The sequence below is a fragment of the Streptomyces sp. NBC_00358 genome (genome assembly GCF_036099295.1).
Classification (GTDB): Bacteria; Actinomycetota; Actinomycetes; order Streptomycetales; family Streptomycetaceae; genus Streptomyces.
Genome location: NZ_CP107976.1, coordinates 637,341 through 660,470 on the forward strand (window position 1 = coordinate 637,341; position 23,130 = coordinate 660,470).

Here is a 23,130-nt window from a genome sequence, read left to right on the forward strand (position 1 = left end):
CTGGGCTGGTGTCCTCGTGAACTTGGGCTCAGGTGGATGCCGTACGGCCGACGCGACGGGTGCGCACGGCGTACGACTCGACAATGCGGCCGACACGGCGGACGGCGTACGGCCGATGTGGCGGACGACGGACGCGGGTTGACAGGCGGCAGACGGTGAATTCGGGTGGGGTGCGGCGGATTCCGGCGGCTGTAAGGCCGCGGTACGACCCCAGGGCGCCGACCTTCGACCGCCATGGCGACCGGCCATGGCGGAGGAACGGACCAGACCTGAAGCAACAGGCATGCCCGAGGCTGCCGTTGAGCCGCCGACGGCGCGTGGGCACGCCGTCGGCGGGGAAGGTCATCTCGTCGCGGGCCCACCGACAAGGGAGAGAGTGCCTTCGAGATACGCCGCCCGGGAGGCACGGCGCTGGATCTTCCCGCTGGACGTCTTGGGGATGGTTCCGGGGTGGACGAGCACGACGTCGCGCACCGGCAGGCCGTGCGCCTCGCCGATCGCGCCGCGGATCAGATCGATGATCTTCTCGGACTCGCCGGCCGCCTCCGGTGCCGTTTCCGCGACGACCACGGGCTGCTCGCCCTCCCCTCCGCCGTCCACGGAGAAGGCGGCGGTGCAGCCGGGCCGCAGCGCCCAGTGGGACATCTCGGCGGAGAGTTCCAGGTCCTGCGGGTAGTGGTTGCGTCCGTCGATGACCATCAGGTCCTTGAGACGGCCGGTGACGAAGAGTTCGCCGTCCCGCAGACATCCGAGGTCGCCGGTGCGCAGGAATCGGCCCTCGCGGCCCTTGAGGGTGGCCCGGAAGGTCTCCCGGGTGGCGAGCGCGTTGCGCCAGTAGCCCTTGGCGACGCTCCCGCCGGAGACCCAGATCTCGCCGACCTCGCCCTCCGGCAGCTCCTCCTGCCGTTCGGGGTCGGCGATCACCACGGTGATGCCCGGTCCCGGCCGGCCGGAGCCGACCGCTGCCGCGTCCCCCGGCCCGGCCCCGGTCACCGTCCCGACCCCGTCGGTGGCAGCGGCATCGGCATCGGCATCGGCATCGGCATCGGCATCGGCCAGGGTGGGCGGGGCCTGTACCGAGCTGCCGGTGACGATCAGCGTGGCCTCGGCCAGGCCGTAGCACGGGTACAGGGACTCGCGGCGGAAGCCGGCCGGGGCGAAGGTCTCGGCGAACCGGCGCAGGGTGGCGGCCCGCACCGGTTCGGCGCCGTTGAAGGCGACCTTCCACCGGCTCAGGTCGAGGCCGTCGAGAAGATCCGGCGTGGCCTGCTTCAGGCACAGTTCGTACGCGAAGTTGGGGCCGCCGCTGGTGTGCGGGCGGTATCGGCTGACGGCGGTCAGCCAGCGCTCCGGCCGCTGCAGGAAGTGCAGCGGGGAGAAGAGAGTGGCGGTCACGCCGAGGTAGGCCGCGTTCAGGACCGGGCCGATGAGGCCCATGTCGTGGTAGACGGGCAGCCAGCTGACGAAGAGTTCATGGTCGTACTCCTCGATCACATCGGGAGTGTGACCCATCCGCTCCGTGATGACCCGCTCGTTGTCCAGCAGGTTCCCGTGGGTCACCATCACCCCGCGCGGGGCCGAGGTGGAGCCGGAGGTGTACTGGAGGAAGGCGACCGAGTCCGCCGTGAGGTCGGGTTCGCGCCAGGAACCGGCCGCCTCGTCGGGGACGTCCTCGGTGGCGACGCAGGTGATCTCGGCCAGTTCGGGCAGGTGCTCCGACATGGTGGCGAGGGCCGCGATCACCTCACGGCCGCCCAGGATCACCTTGGCGTCGGCGTCGGCGATCAGGCGCTTCATCCGGAGCAGGGCGCGGTGGTTCTGCGACCGCCCCTGCGGGGGCACGCCCGGCACGGCGACGACCCCGGCCGAAAGGCAGCCGAGGTATCCGCAGATGAACTCGATGCCGGGCGGATACAGCAGCATGGCGCGGGAACCGGCCAGGCCGCGCTCCTGAAGCCAGGCGGCGACGGCCCGGGACCGCTCGGCGAGCCGCCCGTAGGAGATGTCCTGGATCTCTCCGTCGCAGTCACCCGTGACGAGGTACCGGTAGGCGGTCCGGTCGGGCTGTCGGGAGGCGTGCGTGGTCAGCAGATCGACCAGGGAACGAGCCATAAGAGGAGTCTCACCTGTTCGGATAAGTGAGCGAGAAGACGGGAGTTCAGAGGCCGCGTCATAGGTACGCGCGGATGCCGTGTCCGCCTGGCCCCCTTGCCAGAACGTCCTTCTCGACCAATCCGCCCGGGAAGCGGCGGCGATGCTCGCGCCGGCTCCCCGTGGCCCCCTACGGATTGCTACCAACGAGTAACACGATAGCAAGTCCGGCCCACCCCGCAGATGTAACCCCGGGTACTAAAGGGGGAATTGGGCGATCTGACAGTCGGTCACCATCCATGAACCGGGTGAAGTGGCTGGTACGCGGGATGCCCCGGAGGAAGATGTGTGCCGCGTCACGCGCTCCGAACAACGTTCGGGACGACCGGCCGCCTCGGCGCGGTCCTGCCGGTGGACGCCGGACGCGAGCGACCGTCGGCAAGGGGAAGGAACGTGCGCGCCAGGGGCGAATCAGCGGGTGGTTGATATCATGAAATTGGCATCTGCCTACCGCCCAGCATCCAGGCGGCCCTCAGCAGGGACAGTCGGAGTACGTTCATGGCATCGCATCGGTCGCCCGCCCACCGCTCCAGCACCAGGCGTTCCGTCTGGCTCGCGTCTTCGCTGGTTCTGTCGCTCGCGGTAGCGGGAGTGGGAGGCGTGGAGATCTCACAGGCCGCCATCATCGATCCGTCCGCGGCGCCCGCCAAGGCCGCCGCGCAGACGTGCGCCGACAGGACGTTCAGCGCGATGACGGTGTCCCAACGGGTCGGCCAGCTCTTCATGGGATCGGTCACGCCATCCGCACCCGACAGCAAGCGGATCGACCTGATGCGCACGTACCACGTCGGTTCGGTGTTCCTGGCCGGCCGGAGCAAGGCCGGAACCACGGCGACCAAGACGCTGGTCGACGGTCTGCAGGCCAAGGCGGACAGCGTGGCGGGGCACCGTGTGGGCCTCCTGGTCTCGACCGACCAGGAGGGCGGACAGGTCCAGGTGCTGTCCGGCCCCGGCTTCTCGACCATCCCGAGCGCTCTGACGCAGGGAAGCTGGACGACGTCGCAGTTGCGCAGCCAGGCCGCCGTCTGGGCGGCCCAGCTCAAGTCGGCCGGTGTGAACCTGAACCTCGCACCCGTCGCGGATGTCGTGCCGGCGAGTCTGGGCACGGCCAACGCTCCGATCGGTCGGTACGACCGCGAGTTCGGCCACACCGCCGCCACGGTGGCCCCGCACAGTGACGCGTTCCTCGCGGGCTCCACCCAGTCCGGAGTACTCGCCACCCTCAAGCACTTCCCCGGACTCGGCTACGTCCGCGGCAACACCGACACCACGGCCGGCGTCGTGGACACCGTGACGACAAGCACGAGTTCGAGCATCACACCGTTCAAGTCCGGGATCGACGCCGGAGCCCCGTTCGTCATGATCTCCTCCGCCACCTACAGCAAGATCGACGCGAAGAACCGGGCCGCTTTCTCCTCGACGGTGATCCAAGGACTGCTCCGCAAGACGCTGGGCTTCAAGGGCGTGGTCATCTCCGACGACCTCGGGAACGCGGTGGCGGTGAAGTCCGTTTCCCCGGGCGACCGCGCGGTCAAGTTCCTGTCGGCCGGTGGTGACGTGGTCCTCACGGTCGAACCGAACCTGATCCCGGCGATGACCACGGCGGTAAAGAGCCGCATGACGCAGAACGCGACCTTCAGCGCGCAAGTGAATCAGAGCGTCCACCGCGTCCTGAACGCCAAGCAGAAGGCGGGCCTGCTGTCCTGCGGCTGACCTCGGGAGCCGCCGGGTCACAATTCGTCCGGCGGACAAGGGGCGCCGGAAGTCGGCCCCGCGCCGGAGCGACCTGCCCGGTTGCGGCCGACCGCGCCGTCCGCGCACGCCTTCCCCGCGGCACGCCGAGGACACGGAACGACAACTCCCGGCGAGCGGCCCGTTTTTCGTCCCGTCCGGGGTACACGGGCGCCGAACCCACTGGAGAGCGGCGTCAGGAGTGCCATGCGCGTCAAGGTCGGATACTTCAGGACCAGGTCGCTCAGGAGACGCCTGCGCCGCTGTGCCCGTGACGTGTTCGGCTGGGAGCGGCTTCGCCCGTCCCAACTCGCCGCCATGACAGCCGTGATGGAGGGGCGCGACACCATCGTGGTGATGCCGACGGGTGCGGGGAAGTCCGCCGTGTACCAGGTGCCGGGTGTACTGCTGGACGGGCCGACCGTCGTGGTGTCGCCGCTGATAGCGCTCCAGCGGGACCAGGTCGCCGCCCTCACCCGTATCGAGGGGTCGGGCGCCTCCGCCGTCAACTCCGCGCAGCGCGCACGGGACAACGAGGCCGTGTGGGAGCGCGTGCGCGAGGGCAGCCTGGACTTCCTGTTCGTCTCGCCCGAGCAACTCGCCAAGGACGAGGTGGTGGAACAGATCGCCGCGGCCGCTCCCGCGCTGATGGTGGTCGACGAGGCGCATTGCGTGTCCTCCTGGGGATACGACTTCCGGCCCGACTACCTGTCCCTGTGCCGGGTGCGCGAGCGCATCGGGCGGCCTCCGCTCCTCGCCCTGACCGCCAGCGCGGCGGCCCCTGTGCGGGCGGACATCGTGGAGCGGCTGGGCATGCGTGAGACGCGCGAGGTGGTCGCGGGGTTCGACCGCCGCAACATCACGCTGGAGGTCGTACGGCACCGGGAGAACGCGGGGAAACGGCGGTGGGTGGTGGAACGGGCCGCGGCCGAGGCCAAACCGGGCATCGTCTACGCGGGAACGCGGCGGGAGGCCGAGGCGTACGCGCGGGAACTGTCGGAGCTCGGATTCGACAGCGCCGCCTACCACGCGGGGCTGCCGGCGGCCGATCGCTCGCGGACGCACGACCGGTTCCGGGCCGGCGAACTGGACGTGGTCGTCGCCACCTCCGCGTTCGGGATGGGCATCGACAAGCCGAACATCCGCTTCGTGCTGCACGCGTCGGTGCCGGGTTCCCTCGACACGTACTACCAGGAGATCGGCCGGGCGGGACGCGACGGGGAGCCGTCGACGGCGATCCTCGCGTACCGGCCCGAGGACCTCGGTGTGCAGCGCTTCCGGACCGGCGCCCACCCCGACCCGGAGGTGCTGGGCGGGCTGGTCGACGCGGTGCGCGAGCACCGGGGGCCGGTCACGGCGACCGAGCTGCGCGAGCGCACCGGTCTGTCCCAGACACCGCTGACGTCGATGCTGCACCTGCTGGAGGAGGCGGGTGCCGTGACGATCGAGACGCGAGGCGGCGTTCGGGCCGTGCCCGGGGCGCGGCGGGACGCCTGCGTCCGCGAGGCGGTGCGGATCGCGTCCGCCCGCGTCGATCTGGAACGCTCCCGGGTGGAGATGATGCGGGCGTACGCGGAGACGAGCGGCTGCCGACGGCGCCATCTGCTCGGGTACTTCGGTGAGAGTCTGGCGGAGGGCGACTGCGCGGGTTGCGACATCTGCACCCGTACACAGGAGTTGAAGGCGGCCCCCGTCCGCACGGGGGATGTGCTGTCCGGCACGGGCCCCGAACCCCTGGAGACCGCGGCGGCCGACGGCGCCTTCCCGCCCGGGACGCGGGTGGGGCACCGTACGTGGGGCGAGGGGGAGGTGATGAGCGAGGACGGGGGCAGGATCACGGTCCTGTTCGAGAGCGTGGGCTATCGCACGCTGTCCCTCCCCGCCGTCCAGGCGCGAGGCCTGCTGACGCCGGTCTCGTCCCCCGCGAGGAAGGGCTGACGCCGGCTCGGGGTGGTCGGCGGGCGCGCCCTGGTGCCGGCCGCACCCGGCCCGGCTCGCGAGGAACCGGGCCGTCGCTGTCGAAGCGGGAAGAGCCCCTCGACGGTCCCCGCGGGCTCGTCCCGCGGCTGAGCAGGGGCAAGCGGACAGTCAGGAGACGGTCTCGACGCCCGCCGGGGGCGGCCTCAAGGCCGGGCGGCGGCCCGGTGTCGAGAGGTGACTCGTCGGGCCGCTCGGTGCCGTAGGGCCCGCGGACCGCGGCGGGCGTGAGGCGTTGGCTGGTGCCGGGTCACTGCGGACCGCCGGGCGTCACCCCTGTCCCCACCAGGGCCGACAGATGCGGGGAGTACGTGGCGTGCAGGACGAGCGCCGCGCTGCCCACCACCGCCGCGTCCGTGCCGAGCGGGGAAGCCTCGACCTCCACCACCCGGATGTGACGGGACAGCGGCCGGCTCTTCAGCGCGGCGGCGACGACCGCCACGTAGCGGGCCTCGACGTGCTGGATCCCGTGGCCGCCGAGAATGATCAGGTCGACGTCGAGGAAGTTCGCGATGTCGACCGCGACCGAGGCCACGTACTCCGCGGTCTCGTCGATCACCGCCGCGGCGACCGGGTCACCGGCCGCCGCGGCCACCCGGATGGCGGCGTGGTCGACCGCGTCGGGATCCTCGGCGAACGTCCGCGCCAGCGCACTGTCCGGGTGCGATCCCGCCGCGAGTCTGCGGTGCACCTCTGCGACGATCGCCGTGGGGTTGACGAGCCGTTCCAGGCAGCCCCGGTTGCCGCAGTAGCACTCCGGACCGTCGGGCAGCACCGAGGAGTGACCGAACTCGCCCGCGTTGCGTGAACCACCGCGGTACACCTGGTGGTTGAGGATGAGGCCGCCGCCGATACCGGTGCCGAAGAAGAAGTAGGCGAAGTCCGCCACTCCCCTGCCGGCTCCCGACCAGCGCTCGCCGATCGCGGCGGCGGTGGCGTCGTTGTCGAGGGTCACCGGCAGGCCGGTCGTCTCGCTGAGCATGTGCTGGACCGGCACCCGGGTCCAGTTGGTGAGTTGCGGCGCGCCGACGATCACGCCGTGTTCGATGTCGATCGGACCGGGAGTGGCGAGACCGATCCCCAGGACCTTGTCGCGGTCGACACCCGTCTCGGCGAGCACGTCGGCAACCAGTTCGGCCATGTCCTTCACGACCTCGGCCGGATCGGTGACGTGGCGGGCCGGGCGCTTCTTGACGACCAGGGGCCGGCCGAGCAGGTCGACCACGGTGCAGCTCAGCTCGACGGGGTCGAAGTGGAGTCCGACGGCGCAGCCGGCGTCGGCGTTGACCCTCAGGGTGGTGCGGGGTTTCCCTCCGGCCGCTCCCTTGCTCTCGCCGTCCTCCCGGATGATGCCCTCTTCGATGAGCCGGCGCACGATGCCCGAGACGGTCTGCGGGGTCAGACCGGTGTACTGGGCGATCTCGACACGGCTGATGCCGTCGGCGAGCTGGATCTGGTCCAGGACAACCGCCCGGTTGTATCTCCCGACCTTGGGAAGGTTCGTTCCTGCCTGCCGCACGCACGGTCCTCTCTCGATGCCCCGACAACATATCTTCCCCTGCCCATTGACTTAGTAAAACAAATGGATTTAGTGTCCGGCCGCAGATGAAACATCCCGGACGCGAGGGCACGGACCTGTGCCACCGGAGGCAAGTTGATGTCCATGGAATGCCGCGGGCGGCTCGGCCCGAAGACGCCTCGGCGCGTTCCCGGCGGTGGGGAGCGCCGCTCATGACCGCCGCAGCCCCGACCCTGCTGGAGATGCGGTCGATCACCAAGACCTTCCCCGGCGTCACCGCGCTCGCCGACGTCGGCCTCGTCGTGCGGGAAGGCGAGATCCACGCGATCTGCGGCGAGAACGGCGCCGGCAAGTCCACGCTCATGAAGGTGCTGAGCGGCGTCCACCCGCACGGCAGCTACACCGGCGACATCGTCTACCGGGGTGAGCAGGTCCGGTTCCACGACATCCGGGCCAGCGAACAGGCCGGCATCGTGATCATCCACCAGGAACTGGCCCTGGTGCCGGGCATGTCGATCACCGAGAACCTCTTCCTCGGCAACGAGCCGCGCCGACGCGGCTCGATCGACTGGAAGAGGGCCCAGCGCCGGGCCCTGGAGCTGATGGAACAGGTCGGGCTCCGTGAGGACCCCGACACCCTGATCAAGGACATCGGCGTCGGCAAGCAGCAACTCGTCGAGATCGCCAAGGCGTTCGCGAAGGACGTGAAACTGCTGATCCTCGACGAGCCGACCGCGGCCCTGAACGAGGACGACTCCCAGCACCTGCTCGACCTGCTGCGCGGTTTCCGCGAGCGGGGCATCACCTCGATCATCATCTCCCACAAGCTGAACGAGATCGAGGCGATCGCCGACACCATCACGATCCTGCGCGACGGCCGCACCATCGAGAGCCTCGACGTACGGGCCGACGGCGTCAACGAGGACCGCATCGTGCGGGGCATGGTCGGCCGGGCGCTCGACAGCCGCTTCCCCGACCGCACGCCCGACATCGGCGAGGTCTTCTTCGAGGTCCGCGACTGGACGGTGCGGCACCCGACCTCGGACGAGCGCCTCGTGTGCAAGGGCTCCTCGTTCCACGTCCGCCGCGGCGAGATCGTGGGCTTCGCGGGCCTCATGGGCGCCGGCCGCACCGAACTGGCGATGAGCCTCTTCGGCCGCTCCTACGGCACCTGGCTGTCCGGGCGCGTCTTCAAGGACGGCACGGAGATCCAGGTGAAGACGGTGGCGGACGCCATCGGCCACGGGCTGGCCTACGTCAGCGAGGACCGCAAGTCGATCGGCCTGAACCTGCTGGACGACATCAAGACCTCGATGGTGGCCGCCAAGCTGTCGAAGATCGCCCGCCGCAGCGTCATCGACCCGGTGCGCGAGCACCGGATCGCCGAGGAGTACCGCAAGAGCCTGAGGATCAAGACCCCCGGCGTCGACGAGGGTGTCGTCAAACTCTCGGGCGGCAACCAGCAGAAGGTCGTCCTGGCGAAGTGGATGTTCACCGACCCCGACCTGCTGATCCTCGACGAGCCGACCCGCGGCATCGACGTGGGCGCCAAGTTCGAGATCTACGGGATCATCCAGCGGCTCGTCGCGCAGGGCAAGGGGGTCGTCGTCATCTCCTCCGAGCTGCCCGAGCTGATCGGCCTGTGCGACCGCATCTACACGGTGTTCGAGGGCACCATCACCGGCGATGTGGCGCGTGACGACGCCGACCCGGAACTCCTGATGAAGCAGATGACCGCTACCAAGAAGAGCCCGACTCCATGAGCCGTATAACTGACCTGCAGAAGAACCTCTTCGGAGGCACGACCTCCAACGCCCGCCAGTTCGGCATGATCTCCACCCTGGTGGCGATCGTCCTGCTGTTCCAGATCTGGACCCACGGGCTGACGCTCACTTCCGGCAACCTCGTCGCGGTCGCCAGCCAGTACTCGTACATCCTGATCCTGGCCATCGGGATGCTGATGGTGATCGTCGCCGGGCACATCGACCTGTCGGTCGGCTCCGTCGCCGCGTTCACCGGCATCGTCGTCGCCAAGACGATGCAGGAGTATTCGCTCCCCTGGCCGCTCGGCATTCTGCTCGGCCTGCTCGTCGGCGCGGCGATCGGCGCGTGGCAGGGCTTCTGGGTCGCCTACATCGGCATCCCGGCCTTCATCGTGACCCTCGCCGGGATGCTGCTGTTCCGCGGCGGCAACCAGTACATCGGCAACGCCGACACGGTTCCGGTGCCCCAGGGCTTCCGCAAGATCGGCGCCGGCTTCCTTCCCGAGGTGGGTCCGGACACCGGCTACAACAACCTGACGCTGCTGCTCGGACTGGCCGCCTGCGCGGGCGTGGTGTGGCGGGAGTGGAAGGCGCGCCAGACCCGCCGTGAGATGAAGGCCGAGGTGGCGCCGCTGTGGGTCATGGGCATCCGGCTGGCCGTCATGCTCGGCGTCATCGTCTTCGCGACGCTCCGCTTCGCCGGCGGCCGGATCGGTACCAGCCTGCCGATCTCCAGCATCATCCTGATCGTCCTGGTCCTCGCGTACTCGTACTACACGCGCAACACCATCGGCGGCCGGCACATCTACGCCGTCGGCGGCAACGCCCGAGCGGCCGAACTGTCCGGCGTGAAGCTCAAGCGGGTCAACTTCTTCGTCATGATGAACATGTCGGTACTGGCCGCACTGGCAGGCATGATCTTCGTGGCACGGTCCGCGGCCTCCGGCCCCCAGGACGGTCTGAGCTGGGAACTGGACGCCATCGCCGCGGTGTTCATCGGCGGGGCGGCGGTCTCCGGCGGCCTGGGTACCGTCAGCGGCTCGATCGTCGGTGGTCTGGTGATGGCCCTGCTCAACAACGGTCTCCAACTGGAGGGCGTCGGCTCGGACATGGTCCAGATCATCAAGGGACTGGTCCTGCTCCTCGCCGTCGCCTTCGACGTCTACAACAAGAGGCAGGGACGCTTCTCGCTCCTCGGGACGCTGATGAGTCCGTTCCGGCGGGACGACGACCCGGCCGCGCCGAAATCGCCGCCGTCCCCGTCCTCCGACGCCGACAAGGCCAAGGTCGCGGGCTGACGCCCGCACCCTCCGGCGGCCGCACCCCCGCGGCCGCGATCGCTCCACCTCCACCGACGACCGGACATCCGGTCTCCTGACAACCGGGTGTCCGGTCCCCCACCCCGGTACGACCGGTCATGGGCACACGGTCCGGCGGTGTCCCACCGCACCGCCACCGCCGTGCTCGACGGCTCAGCACAACTCCGGCAACCAGCACCACACGAAGGGTTCGACTCCACCATGCGCTCACTCACCATCAGAAGCATCGCCGCCGTCGGCGCGGCCGCCCTGCTCACCCTGGGTACGGCCTGCTCCAACCACCGTGAGGGTTCCACCGCCGGCTCCGACGGCAAGGGTTTCGCGAAGGACGCCCTGATCGGCGTCGCGCTGCCGGCCAAGACCTCGGAGAACTGGGTGCTCGCCGGTGACCTGTTCACCAACGGCCTGAAGAAGGCGGGCTTCAAGGGCGACGTCCAGTACGCGGGCGCCTCGACCACCGTCGCCGACCAGCAGGCGCAGATCTCCTCCATGGTCACCAAGGGCGCGAAGGTCATCGTGATCGGCGCGACCGACGCCTCGCAGCTCTCGACGCAGGTCTCGCAGGCCAAGCAGGCCGGGGCCACCGTCATCGCCTACGACCGTCTGATCACCAACACGAAGGACGTCGACTACTACGTCGCCTTCGACAACTTCAAGGTCGGCCAGCTTCAGGGCCAGGCCCTCATCGACGGCATGAAGGCCAAGAAGCCCAAGGGCCCGTGGACGATCGAGCTGTTCTCCGGCTCGCCGGACGACAACAACTCGAAGGTGTTCTTCGACGGAGCGATGGAGGTGCTGAAGCCCCTCATCGACAAGGGCGACATCGTTGTCGGCTCCAAGCAGACCAACATCAAGCAGACCGCCACCCAGGGCTGGAAGGCCGAGAACGCCCAGCAGCGCATGGACTCGCTGCTGACCTCCGCCTACGGCGGCAAGAAGACCCTCGACGGTGTCCTGTCCCCGAACGACACCCTCGCCCGCGCGATCCTCACCTCGGTGAAGGGCGCCGGCAAGCCGATCCCGGTCGTCACCGGCCAGGACTCCGAGGTCGAGTCGGTCAAGTCGATCATGGCCGGTGAGCAGTACTCGACCATCAACAAGGACACCCGCAAGCTGGTGGCCGAGACCCTCAAGATGGTCCAGTCCCTGCAGAAGGGCGACAAGCCGGCCATCAACGACACCAAGTCGTACAACAACGGCGCCAAGGTCGTGCCGTCGTACCTCCTCCCGCCCGTCATCGTGACGAAGGAGAACGCGGCCCAGGCCTACGCCAACGACCCCACGCTCTCGGCGCTCACCAAGTAGCGCCGCAGCAAGCACCGGTCACCGCCGTCGCCCGTCCCGGGATGTCCCCGGGACGGGCGACGGCGGTCCGCGTTCCTCAAGGGGCATCCGCTCTAGACGTCGGATGCCGGTACGGCGTCCACCTTGGTCACCTGGGTGCCGATGGAGTACACGGCGGGGCTGCCGTCCGCGGAGATGAGTCCGAGCTCCGTCTGTACGTAGTGGCGGACGACCTTGTTCATGCGCGTGTCCGGGTCGCGCCTGACCAACGGCTTGTCGGAGTCGCCGAGGTTGATGTAGGAGTTCAGGTCCTTGGCCAGGAAGGTCTCCTCGACGGCACTGTCGGACAGCACGAGCGCGCCGCCGTCGGTGGTCTTCGCGGCGAAGACGTCACCGGCGTGGGGAGCGGCCCTCTTGAAGTCGACCCAGGCGTGCCCGTCCAGTTTGTCGGCCCGCTCGGTGTACCAGGAACTTCCGGTGCGTCGGGCCGAGGTGTCGGCGAGCGGGGTGTCGCGCCCGCCGGTCACCCACAGATCGGTGACCAGTTCCGGCAACCGCGCGGGCGCGGTCCCACCGATCTTGGTGTCGGGGGCGGCGACCTTCATCAACCCGGCTCCGTCGAGGGCGATGTGCGGCACCTTGGCCAGATCAGGCCCCTGGAAGTCGCGGGCCGCGACCATCCGCCAGCCGTCGCCGGAGCGCTTGAAGACAAGGAACCTGACGTCCTTCGGCCACAGTTCGCCCGGCTTGCCGTGGGTGAGCTGTGCGCCTTGGGCGCGCATCAGGAACCAGTCGGTCCTGGCGGAGGCGGGCGGGATGTAGAAGGCGCGGTTGACGTACGCGAACGGCGCGAGGTTGTCCGCGACGTCGCTCTTGTCGAGCGCTGGGATCTGGGTGAAGTACGCCTGGTCCATCGCGAGGACGGTGCCGCCTTCCGCCCTCGCCATGAGGGAGGCGGAACGCTGGGCGTTGGCCTGGTTGTTGACCTTCTGATAGGCGTCCACCGTCTTGTTCGCCTCGGCCTTGGTGAGCAACGGCCTCTCGGCCGGTATGGCGTCCGCCTTGGAATCGCCGCCGTCGGCGGAGCATCCGGTCAGGGAGGCGGCGGCCGCGAGGACGGCCGCCGCGAGCGCGCCGATGCGCGCGGCACGGGCTGGGTGGGCGGAGCGGTTCGAGTGGGTCATGGCAAGGTGTCCCCGTTTCTTGTGTTCCTCGGCGACCGCCCCGTGCATCGCGCAGGGGATGATCGCCGGTTCACGGTAGCGACACCACCCACCCCGTCGGCAACTTCGACCACACCCGTACAGCCTCTGCTGGGCCTGACGGCTCGTCAACACAGTGCGTGGGCACGGGCGTTCGGAACTGCACGACGGTCGGAGACGCGCGGCCACCGGACATGACAGTGCGGGGCCGCCCTCGCGGAGGGCGGCCCCGTACCGTTCAGTGCCCGTCCAGAACCTACCCGATATTGATCTTGAACGTACTGGTCGTGTTGCGGATGTCCTCGGCGTTGCCGCTCATCCGCAGGTTGTGGAAGGTCGCTTCACCGACCGCGGGACCCTGACCCGGTTCCGGCAGCTCGTTGGCCCAGATGCCGAATCCCGACTTTGCGTCGAAGGCGTCTCCGCTCTTCTTGGAGTTGGTGATGGAGATGTCGGTGAAGATCGTGTCCTTCACCGGGAACTGTGGTTGTCCTCCTACGTAGTTGGTCTGGAACATCACGCCTCCGTAGGTGGAGTTGTCGATGTCGACGTCGTTGACGCGAATGCCCTGGAACACCTTCGAGGCGGAGAACGCCCAGATGGCGGGGAAGACCTGGGAGCCCCAGAAGTGGCCGCCGGTACGGTCCAGGGAGACGTTCTCGATGGTCGTCGGATCGGTGCCGAAGCCGTTCATCGGGTAGCCGAAGTCCAACGAGGAGATGGTGATGCCGGAGTAGACCAGGGTGTCGGCGACGCGGATGTTGCGGAAGGTGTTGTTGTAGCCGCCGTAGACGGCGATACCGGCCGCGCGCCAGGTCAGGGTGGAGGTCAGGTTCTCGTAGAGGTTGTTCTTCTCGTCGGCGCCTCCGGCGTCGATCGCGGAGAAGAGGGCGAAGCTGTCGTCGCCCGTGGCGCGGGCTTCGTTGTTGGTGACGTGGTTGTCCGTGGAGCCGTTCGTCATGTTGATGCCGTCGGCGAACGTGTCACGGATGCGGGAGTTCTCGATGGTCATGTTGTCGGTGTTGGCGCCCCAGTAGAGGCACACCATGTGCTCGGCCCAGATGTCGTCGATGGTGATGTTGGCGACGTTGGCGAAGTCGAAGACCTTGCCCGGGCCGTCGATGCGGGACGTGTAGTTGCCGAAGTAGGCGAAGCCGGCGAACGTCGAGCCGTTGGCCGTGGAGTCGGCGCGGAAGCCGATGTCGGTGTTCTCCTGCGAGGAGGGTGCGTGGAAGCGGCTGAACCACGGTCCCGCTCCGACGACCTTGACCGCCTTGCCGTAGACCTGGAACTTGCTGGAGGTCTCGTAGTCACCGGCGGGCAGGTAGACGCCGACGAGCTTGCCGGTGGTGTCCATGCGGACCTTGTCGAGGGCGTTCTGCACGTCCTGCTGGGTGAAGCCGGCCGGGACCGTGTAGGCGGCCGGGTCGGGGTTCGGGTCCGCCGTCGCCTGTTCGGTGTTGACGAAGTCGATGGCGTACGTGGAGGTGTTGGCCGCGTCCTTCTGGAGCCGGATCCTGGATCCGGCCGGAACGGTCCTGCCGAGCAGCAGGTTCGCCTCGTCGTAGATGTGGCGCGGGGCACCGGAGCCGGGTGAGTTGCCGGGCGCGGTCTCGTCGCCGTACAGCCAGGCGTACTTCGAGCTGAGGTCGATCGCCTTGAGGAACTGGCCGTCCACGTAGACGTCGAGGGTGGTGGTGGTCGCGTCGGGGATGGAGAAGCGGGTGACCAGGGTGTTGGTGTCGGCGCGGGTGGTCCACTCGACGTACTGGCCGGTGGCGTTGAGGGTCACGGCCTTGCGGCCACTGGCCTCGCCCGCCGGGTCGCCGACGGTGCGGTTGGGGCCGACGACCTTGGCGCCGCCGCCGAGTGTGCCGTCCTCGGCCTCGTACATGTCGTAGGGCATGTCGGCGCCACGGCCGACGAACAGGGGTTGTGTGGTGGTGTTGTTGTCCCGCTTGACCGGCAGTTCGTTGTCGTCCGCGGCGATGACGGTCTTGACGGTGTACTTGCCGTTGACGGCCGTCCAGGATCCGAGGCTAACCGGTGCGGTCGTCTGGCCGGACGCGATGGCGCCGCTGTAGGAGCCGGTGAGTGTCTTGACGGTGGCGCCGTTCGCGTCCTGGACCGTCAGCGTGACGCCGTGCGAACCGGAGGCCGAGGCGACGGAGCCCTGGTTCTTGATGGCGACGGAGAAGGTGACGTTGTCACCGGCGGAGGCGCTGGACGGCGTCCAGGAGACCGGGGCGGCGATCAGGTCGGAACTGGAGACGGGCTTCACGACCAGGGCGTCGGCGCGGGTGAAGGTGTTGTTCCCCTCGTTCTGCTCGATCACCTTGTTCGACGGGTCCACCTCGGCGCCGAGCGGGTAACTGCCCGCGTCCCGGGTGCCGATGCTCGCGGTGACCGTCGCCGACTGGCCGGCCGCGAGGGCCGGGACGTCGGCCGTGGCCGCCTTCGTGCCGCCGAGTGTGAAGTTCAGGTCGGTGGCCTTGGACGCCTTGGTGCCGCTGTTGGTGACGGTCGCGGAGAGGCCGATGGTGTCCGACTCGACCGGGGCCGCGGGGGTGTTGGTGATCCCGGTGACCTTGAGGTCGGGGTTGGCGGCAGGCGTGCCGATCACCTGGAACTCGGCGACCTGTCCGCCCGGGGCACCGGAGTTGGACGTGAACTTGAGCTGGACGTCGGCGGCCGCGCCGGTGAGCGGGATGGTCACGGTGTTTCCGCTCGACGGGTTGAACGTGTAGTCCTTCGCCGTGACGAGACTGGTGAAGGCCGTCGCGTCCTGGTCGCGGCCGAGCACCTGGATGTTCTGGGTGCGCGTCGCCCAGGCGGGGTCCGGGTTGAGCTTGACGACGACCTGGCCGAGATCGGCGTTCGCGCCCAGCTTGGTGGTGAGGGTGGCCGGGTAGGCGCCGCCTCCGCTCTCCCAATAGGTGCCGATCTGGCCGTCGTTGGCGTTGGCGGCGACATAGGTGAAGGTGTTCGAGGAGGCCTCGATGGGCTTGCCCTGGGCGAGGTCGGTGCCCGAACCGGTCGAGCCGGTCCGGGTGACGCTGTTGCTCGCCACCGACACGTTCCCGGCCGCGTCCTTCGCCTTCACGGAGTAGGTGACGGTGGCCGTCGCCGACGGGGTGTCCGTGTACGTCGTGACGTCACCCGCGACGGACTTGAGAAGCCGGCCGTCGGCGTAGACGTCGTAGCCGGTGACCTTGACGTTGTCGCTGGACGCCTGCCAGGTGAGCTTCACGTCGCTGCCGGACTGCGTGTAGGCGAGGTTGCCGGGCGCGGTCGGGGCCTGGGTGTCGCCACCCGATCCCTGGCGGGTGACGCTGTTGCTGTTGGAGGAGACGTTGCCGGCCGCGTCCTTGGCCCGTACGAAGTAGGTGATGTCGCTGCCGGCCGGCTGCGTGTCGGTGTACGTCAGCACGTTCCCTGCGACGCTCGACCGCAGTTGGCCGTTGGCGTAGATGTCATAACCGGTGACGGCCGTGTCGTCGCTCGCCGCGTTCCAGGTCAGTTTGATCTGGCCGGTGGCCGGTTCGGTGAAGGCCAGGTTCGACGGAGCGGTCGGCGCCTGCGTGTCGCCGGTGACGGGTCCGTAGACCTCCAGCTCGGACGCCTGACCGGCGGGCCAGGCGGTGTTGGCGGTGAACAGCACCCGCACGTACCGGGTCGTGACGGTGTCGAGTGCGATCGTCGTCGACTGGTCGTTCGAGCTGTCGAAGGTGTACGCCTTGGAGGCCGTCAGGTCGGTGAAGTTCTGGTTGTCCGTCGAGCCCTGGACCTTGAAGGTCTGGCTCCGGCTCGGCCATCCGCCGGGCAGCCGCAGCGTCACCTGGTTGATCTTGACCGACGAGCCGAGGTCGACCTGGAGCCACTGCGGGAAGGCGTTGTTGGCACTCTCCCAGTAGGTGTTGCGGTTGCCGTCACCGGCGTTGGCCGCGCCGTACACGTCGGCGTGCCCGCTCTCGGTGAAGGGCTTGCCCTGGGCCAGGTTGGGGGTCGAGGCGGCGGCCGTGAGGACCTGCATCTCGGCCAGCTGTGCCGTGGGGGCGACCGAGTTGGCGCTGAAGTCGGCCCGGACGTAACGGGCGAGCGTCGCGGGGAAGGAGACCTTGACCGTGTTGCCGTTGCCGGGGCTGAAGACGTACTGGGCCCGCGACTTGAGTGTGGCGAAGCTCTTTCCGTCGGCGCTGCCCTGGAGCGCCAGCGTCTGCTTGCGGGTCTGCCAGTCCTTGGGCAGCCGCAGCACGACCTCGCGGACGCGCTCGGTCCGCCCGAGGTCGGTCTGGACCCATTGGGCCGACTTCTTTCCGGCCTGCCAATAGGTGTCGGAGTCGCCGTCGGTGATGCGGGCGGCCGTGTGGGCGCCGCGGACGCTGCCGGCCTTGGTGGCGGCGTCCGCGGCGGCGTCGGGACCACCGGCGGCGTGGGCGCCGACGGCGGGCAGGCCCAGAACCAAGAGGGTGGAGGCGAGCGCTGCGGTCGCCGCGCGGCGTCTCCAGGATCTCGACTTGTGTGGGGTCATACGGGGTTCACTCCCTGCGGAGGTTCGCGCGCCGGAGGGGCGGCGAGGGCGGCTCGTTCCTGGGCAGAGCGGTGGCGCGGTACGACAGGACGGACTGAGCGGCATGAACTGCCTGCGCGAGAGCTGTCCGTGCAAGCGTCGGCTGTCCGGACCTGCGCGACCCTCGAAAGAGAGTCGCGCGCAGCTTCTTGCATTGTTTCATCGCAATATTGCAGAGCAGTGCGAGCCCGTCTACGGCCAGGACGCCACAAGTTTCACCATCAACACCCGCGCCTCAACGCCGAAGACACGGCGCGCAGAGGGCGCGCAGAGTCGGCGGACCGACCCGGACCGATGAACCGGTCGAAGCGCGGGGACCAAAGGGCCGAAGGAAGTCAACCGGGCACCACGCAACGCCCCTCCCCCACGCCAAGGCCCGCAGGCGCCAATGCGCGGGCCTTGCGCCGCCTCAATGCAAGCCACCGCAAGTAGCGCAATTTCTTGCGCTTGCGGAGACAGTCGTGAGACGCCGAAGTCGCTGTTCGCCACCGGGCGGGCCTGGTCGGCGTGTGGAGAGTCCGGCGGCGCGTCCTGGTGTCCCGGAACCGCCCCGCGCACGATCGACGGGTGATGCGTGACGGCGACGCTCGGTCAATTGACGAAGATCCGGGTCTCCGCCTCGACGATGATCTGTTCAGGATCCGGTGCGTTCGTCAGGGTGTCCGCGTAACGCTCCGCGTCCGGGTCGGCGGCCCGGTGGGCGCGCGCGACGGCGTCCGCGACGTCGTAACGGGTGGTCCTGAGCCGGACGTCCGGACCCAGCAACGCCCAGTAGGCGGTGCCGGGTTCACCCGTGTGGTACGGCAGCCCGACACTGCCGGGGTTCACGCTGCGCAGGCCCGCCACCGCGCGGTCGAACTGGAGGTGCGCGTGTCCGGTGACCAGGACGCGCGCGTCGATGGCCGCGGACAGATCCGCGAACCGCTCGGGCGGTGTGCCCGGCGTGACCAGTTCGTGGTCGCTGCGCGGCGAACCGTGGCAGAAGTGCGCCGGTCCGAGCCCGTCGATCTCGACGACGACCCCGAAGGGGAGGCGGTCGAGGAAGGCGATGGCCTCGGGCGAGTGCTGTGCGGCGATCCACGACTGGCGCGGGGTCTCGGCGGCCTGCGCGGCCGTGCCGATCCGGGCGGCGTAGCGGTCGCCGTTGCCGCGTACGCACAGGGCGCGCCCGCCCAGCGCGACGATCCGCTCGTACGTTTCCTGCGGCTGCGGCCCCCAGGTCAGATCGCCGCAGAGGACGACGAGGTCGGCCGCGACGACGTCCGGTTCGGCGAGCACCGCGTCGAGGGCGGGAATGTTGGCGTGCACATCGGAGAGCACGGCGACAGTGGCGACGGGCCCGTACCGGCGTGGCGGTCCCTCCCCGTTCGCCGGACCGTGCATTTCGATGTCGTTGTCGGCCATCGGCGCCGATCCTCCTGGTCGCTGCGGCTTCGGAACTGTCCTGGACGGTGGCGCACAACTCCCGTGACCGGCCCCCGGTTCGGCGGCCGACGTGGACAGTGTCTCGTCCCAGCCACCTCGATGGCAGGACACCCAGGCCCTCGGCCACTTGTCGGCCCCATGCTCCTCCGGCCTACCGCTCTTCCGCCATGGGCGGCACAGCACGTGAGCCCTGCGGGTCCTTGTCGCTACGACGCGCGCGGAAGGACTCCTTCCAGGCGTTGGGCGGGGTGGCTGCTTAGCGTGACCCCATGACCACCCTCCAAGCCCGGCCCGCCCCCGACAACCGGCGGTGGAAGGCGCTCGCCGTCTGTCTGACGGCGGGCTTCATCTCGTTGCTCGACACCTCGATCGTGAACGTGGCGCTGCCCTCCATGGAGCACGGGCTGGCCGCCTCGGAGGCCGCCCAGTCCTGGGTGGTCTCGGGGTACGCCCTGACCTTCGGGCTGGTGCTCGTCCCGGCGGGCCGACTGGGCGACATGCGGGGGCGGCGCCAGGCATTCCTGGTGGGGCTGGCTCTGTTCACGCTGGCCTCGGGGGCGTGCGGTCTCGCTCCCAGCGCCTCCTGGCTGGTGCTGTTCCGGCTGATCCAGGGCACGGCGGCGGGCATGGTCGCCCCGCAGACCTCGGGGCTGATCCAGCAGATGTTCCAGGGTGCCGAGCGGGCCAAGGCCTTCGGCCTGCTGGGCAGTGTCATCGGGATCTCGACGGCGGCGGGCCCGCTGGTGGGCGGTGTGCTGATCGACGCCGTGGGCACCGACGACGGCTGGCGCTGGGTGTTCTTCGTCAACCTGCCCATCGGAGTGGCCGCGTTCGTCGCGGGACTGCGGCTGCTGCCCCGGTTCCCGGCGTCGACGGGCAAGCGGGAGCAGTTCGACGCGTTCGGCGTCCTGCTCCTCGGCGCCGCCGTACTCGCACTCATGCTGCCGCTGGTGCAGGAGCAGCAGTGGACCGGGCGGCTGAAGTGGGCGCTGCTGCCGGTGGCCGCGCTGCTGCTGGCCGCGTTCTGGGCGTGGGAGCGGCGGCAGGGACGGCGCGGGCAGGCTCCGCTGGTCGATCTGAACCTGTTCTCCCTGCGCTCCTTCACACTCGGCTCCCTGATCAGCCTGACCTACTTCGCGGGCTTCACCACGGTCTTCTTCGTCTACTCCCTGTTCCTGCAGAACACGGCCGGATACAGCGCGCTGGCAGCCGGTGTCTCGGTGCTGCCGTTCGCGGCCGCCTCCGCGGTCGGCGCGGCGATCGGTGGGCGGCTGGTGATGCGTCACGGGCGCAAGCTGGTCGTCTTCGGCCTCCTCGCGGTGGTGGTCGGGCTGCTCGGGGTGGTCGTGGCGGTGCAGTTGGCACCCCTGCAGAACGCCGGGTGGGCCACGGCCCTGCCGATGGTCGTCGCCGGGATCGGCTCGGGTCTCACGGTCTCCCCCAACACGACGCTCACACTCACCCGCGTCCCCGTGCAGCGGGCCGGCGCGGCCGGCGGGGTGCTGCAGACGGGGCAGCGCATCGGTTCGGCGGCCGGGATCGCCGTGGTGGGCGCGGTGTACTTCGCGCATCAGGCCGCCCATGGCCGCTCCGTGACGGCCATTCAGCTCGGGCTGCTCACCGCCGTCGGCATGAGCGTGATCGCGCTGCTGCTGGCCGTCGCCGACCTGCGCGTACGCCAGGCGCACCCCGAGACGGAGCGGGCCGCGGAGACCCCCCGGCGGGGTTTCGAGGAGGGCGGCGCCGAGGAAATGGCCGGGCGCGGTCGCTGAAGGGCACGACCTCGGGCGCGGCTCCCCGTTCCCCTCGCACGGGTTCGCCACGGGAACGACGGCCGGTCGGGGGGTACTTCGGCAGAACCGTGGTGCCAGAGGTCCCGGGCACGAGGTCGGTGACCCCGCGGCCCGGGACGGGACACCAGCGGCTACGCGAGTCCGGTGTCCACACGACGCCAACGTGCCTCGTCCCGCAAGTTCAGCCCGTACCGGACGCCGAGCGCGACGGCGGTGCCCACGGCCGTCGTCCACGCCGCCCCGCCACCGTCGAAGAGCCACCCCCACAGGGCCGCCAGCCAGGGAATCTCAAGGAGGAGCACGAACCTGCCGTGGACCGCGGTTCCGCCAACGGCCTTGGCACGCCGAATCATCCAGGCACCGAGGAACAGGGGTCCCAACGCCAGCAGGGCCACGACAATGATCGTCCAGAAGGCGGCCGGCCCGTCGTCCTCGTCCTCCCCACCGGTGCTTCCCCCCTGCACGTGGCTGTCGGCGAGCTCGTAGTAGGCCGCCGCTCCACCGATCGTCGCGGCGGCCGCGGCAGCGGCGGCGGCAGGCTGGACCCACGGCTGTGCGGGGGCGTCTGCGGCTCGGGGGGCGTCGGCCACCACATAGTCGTAGTCGTACCGCTCGGCGGGGCCGAGTCGGTGGTTCTCGGTGAAGGCGTTGCCGTGCGCGTCGTGGCGAGTCGTCTCGTGGACGGCGCCGTTCGTGTCGTTGTACCGCTCTCGACGGTACTTCCCAGGGTGCAGTACCTGGTTCGGTTCTGCGACGTACCGTTCCTGATCCACCGAGCCCCTCTCGGACCTGAAGGCCGAATGACGACCGCCTCGGATTATGCACCGCGGGTCGCACTCGGCACGGATCGGGCCCCCGGGCCACACCCCGGCCCCAGTTGGCGTGTCGCACCGCGCCACGACGGTGTGTGTAACAGCAACGTATTAGCGGGTGGCCGGGCGGAACGGCGCGTCGACTGCGCGGCTCTTGCCTGTCAGAAACGAACCGCTCGCACCGACTTGCACCGACTCGTTCCGAGCGCGGCCGGTACCGCCCACCGATACTGAGGAAGAAACGATGCGTGCCTACAAGCTCACCTTCGCCGCCCTGGCCGTCACCGCGGGTCTTTCGCTCACCGCCTGCCAGAGCGACGTTGACGGCAAGGGCCCGAGCAGCCCGTCGCCGGCGTCGACCGGATCGTCCGCGTCTCCCTCGGGCGGCGTTCCGGGCTCGGGCGGTTCGGCGAACCGGAGCGGAGGGAAGGGGGCCGGCGGGAAGGGTACGACCGCCGGGACCGGCTCGGGCACGACCGGCAAGGTCGCCAGGTGCCGCACCGACGAGCTGGAGATCACGGCGAAGGACGGCACCATCGACGGCGACCCCGACGGCACCGTCACCGTACGACTGAAGAACCGCGGGGGCCGGGACTGCGCGATCTCCGGGTACGCGGGCGTCGACCTGAAGACCGACTCGGGCTCCCTGTCGGCGAAGCGGACCGGTGAGCACGCCAACCCGGCCGTCCTCAAGAACGGCGCGTCGACGGCGTTCGGCATCAACTACCCGCTCAACAAGTCGGGCGGGTCCGGCGTCCGCGTCACGGGGCTGCTGGTGACCCCGCCGAACGAGACGAAGACGGTCGCCCTCGCCTGGCCGGGCGCCGCCACCCTGCCCGTCACGGACGGCACCGGCACCCCGGTGAAGGTCGGCCCGGTCGGTAACGCCGGCCAGGGCGGCTGACCGTACGCCCCTGACGTAGTGACCCGCTCGGTTGCCGACGCGGGTGATGGGTTGCGCGGCCAGTGACACCCCCTGGCCGCGCTTCCCTGGGGACCATCACCGATCACCGGTGACCGACCGGCTCGCCGGGACGAGCCGCTGTGTGTCCAAAGGGATCTGGCATCGCGGCGACAGGACCGAAGCCACAGGTGCATCCCGGTACGACGACCTGCCGGTGACCGGCGGTCCGCCGCTGTCCGGGTGAATCCGGCCGCGTGGTGAGCGGCAGTGGACGAGTCTGCGGGAAGGCCCTTGCGGAGACCGGACAACCGATGGGCAGGGAGCGTCCCGATGCCGAAGTTCCTCATCCAGGCGACCTATACGACCGAGGGCACCAAGGGGCTGCTCCAGGAGGGCGCGAGTGGCCGCCGCGCAGCCGTCGAACAGGTCGTCACCGGCCTCGGCGGCACGGTCGAGGCCATGTACTTCGCCTTCGGCGAGGACGACATCGTCCTCATCGTCGACTTCCCCGACCCGGTGTCCATGGCCGCCGTCAGCCTCACCGTCAAGGCCAGCGGAGCCCTTCGCACCCGGGCCACCCCGCTCCTCACCCTCGACGAGATCGACGAGGCCGCCCGCCGACAGGTCGCCTTCCGCGTACCTGGCGCGTAGCGGACGGAGCGGGGCACCGTCGCGGGCGG

Annotated in this window: 14 protein-coding genes; 8 read left to right on the forward strand and 6 right to left on the reverse strand. The window is 69.6% G+C overall.

Annotated elements, in window-relative coordinates; genetic code table 11:
• Positions 1-342 precede the first annotated feature (342 nt).
• The gene (locus OHT01_RS02530) at positions 343-2,112 is read right to left on the reverse strand and encodes a fatty acyl-AMP ligase (RefSeq protein WP_328551432.1); all 1,770 of its coding nucleotides are present in this window, start codon (positions 2,110-2,112) and stop codon (positions 343-345) included.
• A gap of 639 nt (positions 2,113-2,751) precedes the next feature.
• Here OHT01_RS02530 and OHT01_RS02535 point away from each other — a divergent pair.
• Together OHT01_RS02535 and OHT01_RS02540 are read left to right on the forward strand one after the other, a co-directional pair.
• A complete protein-coding gene (locus OHT01_RS02535; protein WP_328551433.1) occupies positions 2,752-3,864 on the forward strand; it encodes a glycoside hydrolase family 3 N-terminal domain-containing protein in 1,113 nt (370 codons plus the stop codon).
• A 225-nt stretch (positions 3,865-4,089) separates the two neighbouring features.
• Entirely contained in the window at positions 4,090-5,820 is a 1,731-nt protein-coding gene (locus OHT01_RS02540; RefSeq protein WP_328551434.1) for a RecQ family ATP-dependent DNA helicase, read from the forward strand.
• Between the two features lie 289 nt (positions 5,821-6,109).
• Here OHT01_RS02540 and OHT01_RS02545 read toward each other — a convergent pair whose 3' ends face one another.
• Positions 6,110-7,378, reverse strand: coding sequence for an ROK family transcriptional regulator (locus OHT01_RS02545; protein ID WP_328551435.1), 1,269 nt, complete (start codon positions 7,376-7,378; stop codon positions 6,110-6,112).
• A gap of 212 nt (positions 7,379-7,590) precedes the next feature.
• On the opposite strand from OHT01_RS02545, the gene mmsA reads away from it, so the two are divergent.
• From mmsA to OHT01_RS02560, 3 genes are all read left to right on the forward strand, one after another.
• Positions 7,591-9,141, forward strand: a complete 1,551-nt coding sequence (mmsA, locus tag OHT01_RS02550; RefSeq protein WP_328551436.1) for a multiple monosaccharide ABC transporter ATP-binding protein — start codon at positions 7,591-7,593, stop codon at positions 9,139-9,141.
• Positions 9,138-10,439, forward strand: a complete 1,302-nt coding sequence (gene mmsB, locus OHT01_RS02555; protein WP_328551437.1) for a multiple monosaccharide ABC transporter permease — start codon at positions 9,138-9,140, stop codon at positions 10,437-10,439. Before mmsA ends, mmsB begins: the two co-directional genes overlap by 4 nt.
• 222 nt (positions 10,440-10,661) lie before the next feature.
• On the forward strand, positions 10,662-11,765 hold the full coding sequence (locus OHT01_RS02560) for a sugar-binding protein (RefSeq protein ID WP_328551438.1): 1,104 nt from the start codon (positions 10,662-10,664) through the stop codon (positions 11,763-11,765).
• A gap of 92 nt (positions 11,766-11,857) precedes the next feature.
• Here the strand turns inward: OHT01_RS02560 and OHT01_RS02565 are convergent, their stop codons facing one another.
• From OHT01_RS02565 to OHT01_RS02575, 3 genes are all read right to left on the reverse strand, one after another.
• A complete protein-coding gene (locus OHT01_RS02565; RefSeq protein ID WP_328551439.1) occupies positions 11,858-12,928 on the reverse strand; it encodes a hypothetical protein in 1,071 nt (356 codons plus the stop codon).
• A 274-nt stretch (positions 12,929-13,202) separates the two neighbouring features.
• Positions 13,203-17,477, reverse strand: coding sequence for a discoidin domain-containing protein (locus OHT01_RS02570; RefSeq protein WP_328551440.1), 4,275 nt, complete (start codon positions 17,475-17,477; stop codon positions 13,203-13,205).
• Positions 17,478-18,107: 630 nt separating this feature from the next.
• On the reverse strand, positions 18,108-18,920 hold the full coding sequence (locus OHT01_RS02575) for a metallophosphoesterase family protein (RefSeq protein ID WP_328551441.1): 813 nt from the start codon (positions 18,918-18,920) through the stop codon (positions 18,108-18,110).
• A gap of 290 nt (positions 18,921-19,210) precedes the next feature.
• Between OHT01_RS02575 and OHT01_RS02580 the strand changes: the two genes are divergently transcribed.
• Positions 19,211-20,713: an MFS transporter gene (locus OHT01_RS02580; protein WP_328551442.1), complete on the forward strand. Its 1,503-nt coding sequence runs from the start codon at positions 19,211-19,213 to the stop codon at positions 20,711-20,713.
• Positions 20,714-20,865: 152 nt separating this feature from the next.
• Here OHT01_RS02580 and OHT01_RS02585 read toward each other — a convergent pair whose 3' ends face one another.
• A complete protein-coding gene (locus OHT01_RS02585) occupies positions 20,866-21,507 on the reverse strand; it encodes a hypothetical protein (RefSeq protein ID WP_328551443.1) in 642 nt (213 codons plus the stop codon).
• Between the two features lie 283 nt (positions 21,508-21,790).
• Here OHT01_RS02585 and OHT01_RS02590 point away from each other — a divergent pair, with 283 nt between their 5' ends.
• Positions 21,791-22,450 (forward strand): DUF4232 domain-containing protein, encoded by a 660-nt coding sequence (locus OHT01_RS02590; protein WP_328551444.1) that lies wholly within the window; start codon positions 21,791-21,793, stop codon positions 22,448-22,450.
• Positions 22,451-22,780: 330 nt separating this feature from the next.
• Positions 22,781-23,101 carry a GYD domain-containing protein gene (locus OHT01_RS02595; RefSeq protein WP_328551445.1) on the forward strand — a complete coding sequence of 107 codons (321 nt, stop codon included), beginning with the start codon at positions 22,781-22,783 and terminating at the stop codon, positions 23,099-23,101.
• The last annotated feature ends 29 nt before the right edge of the window (positions 23,102-23,130 follow it).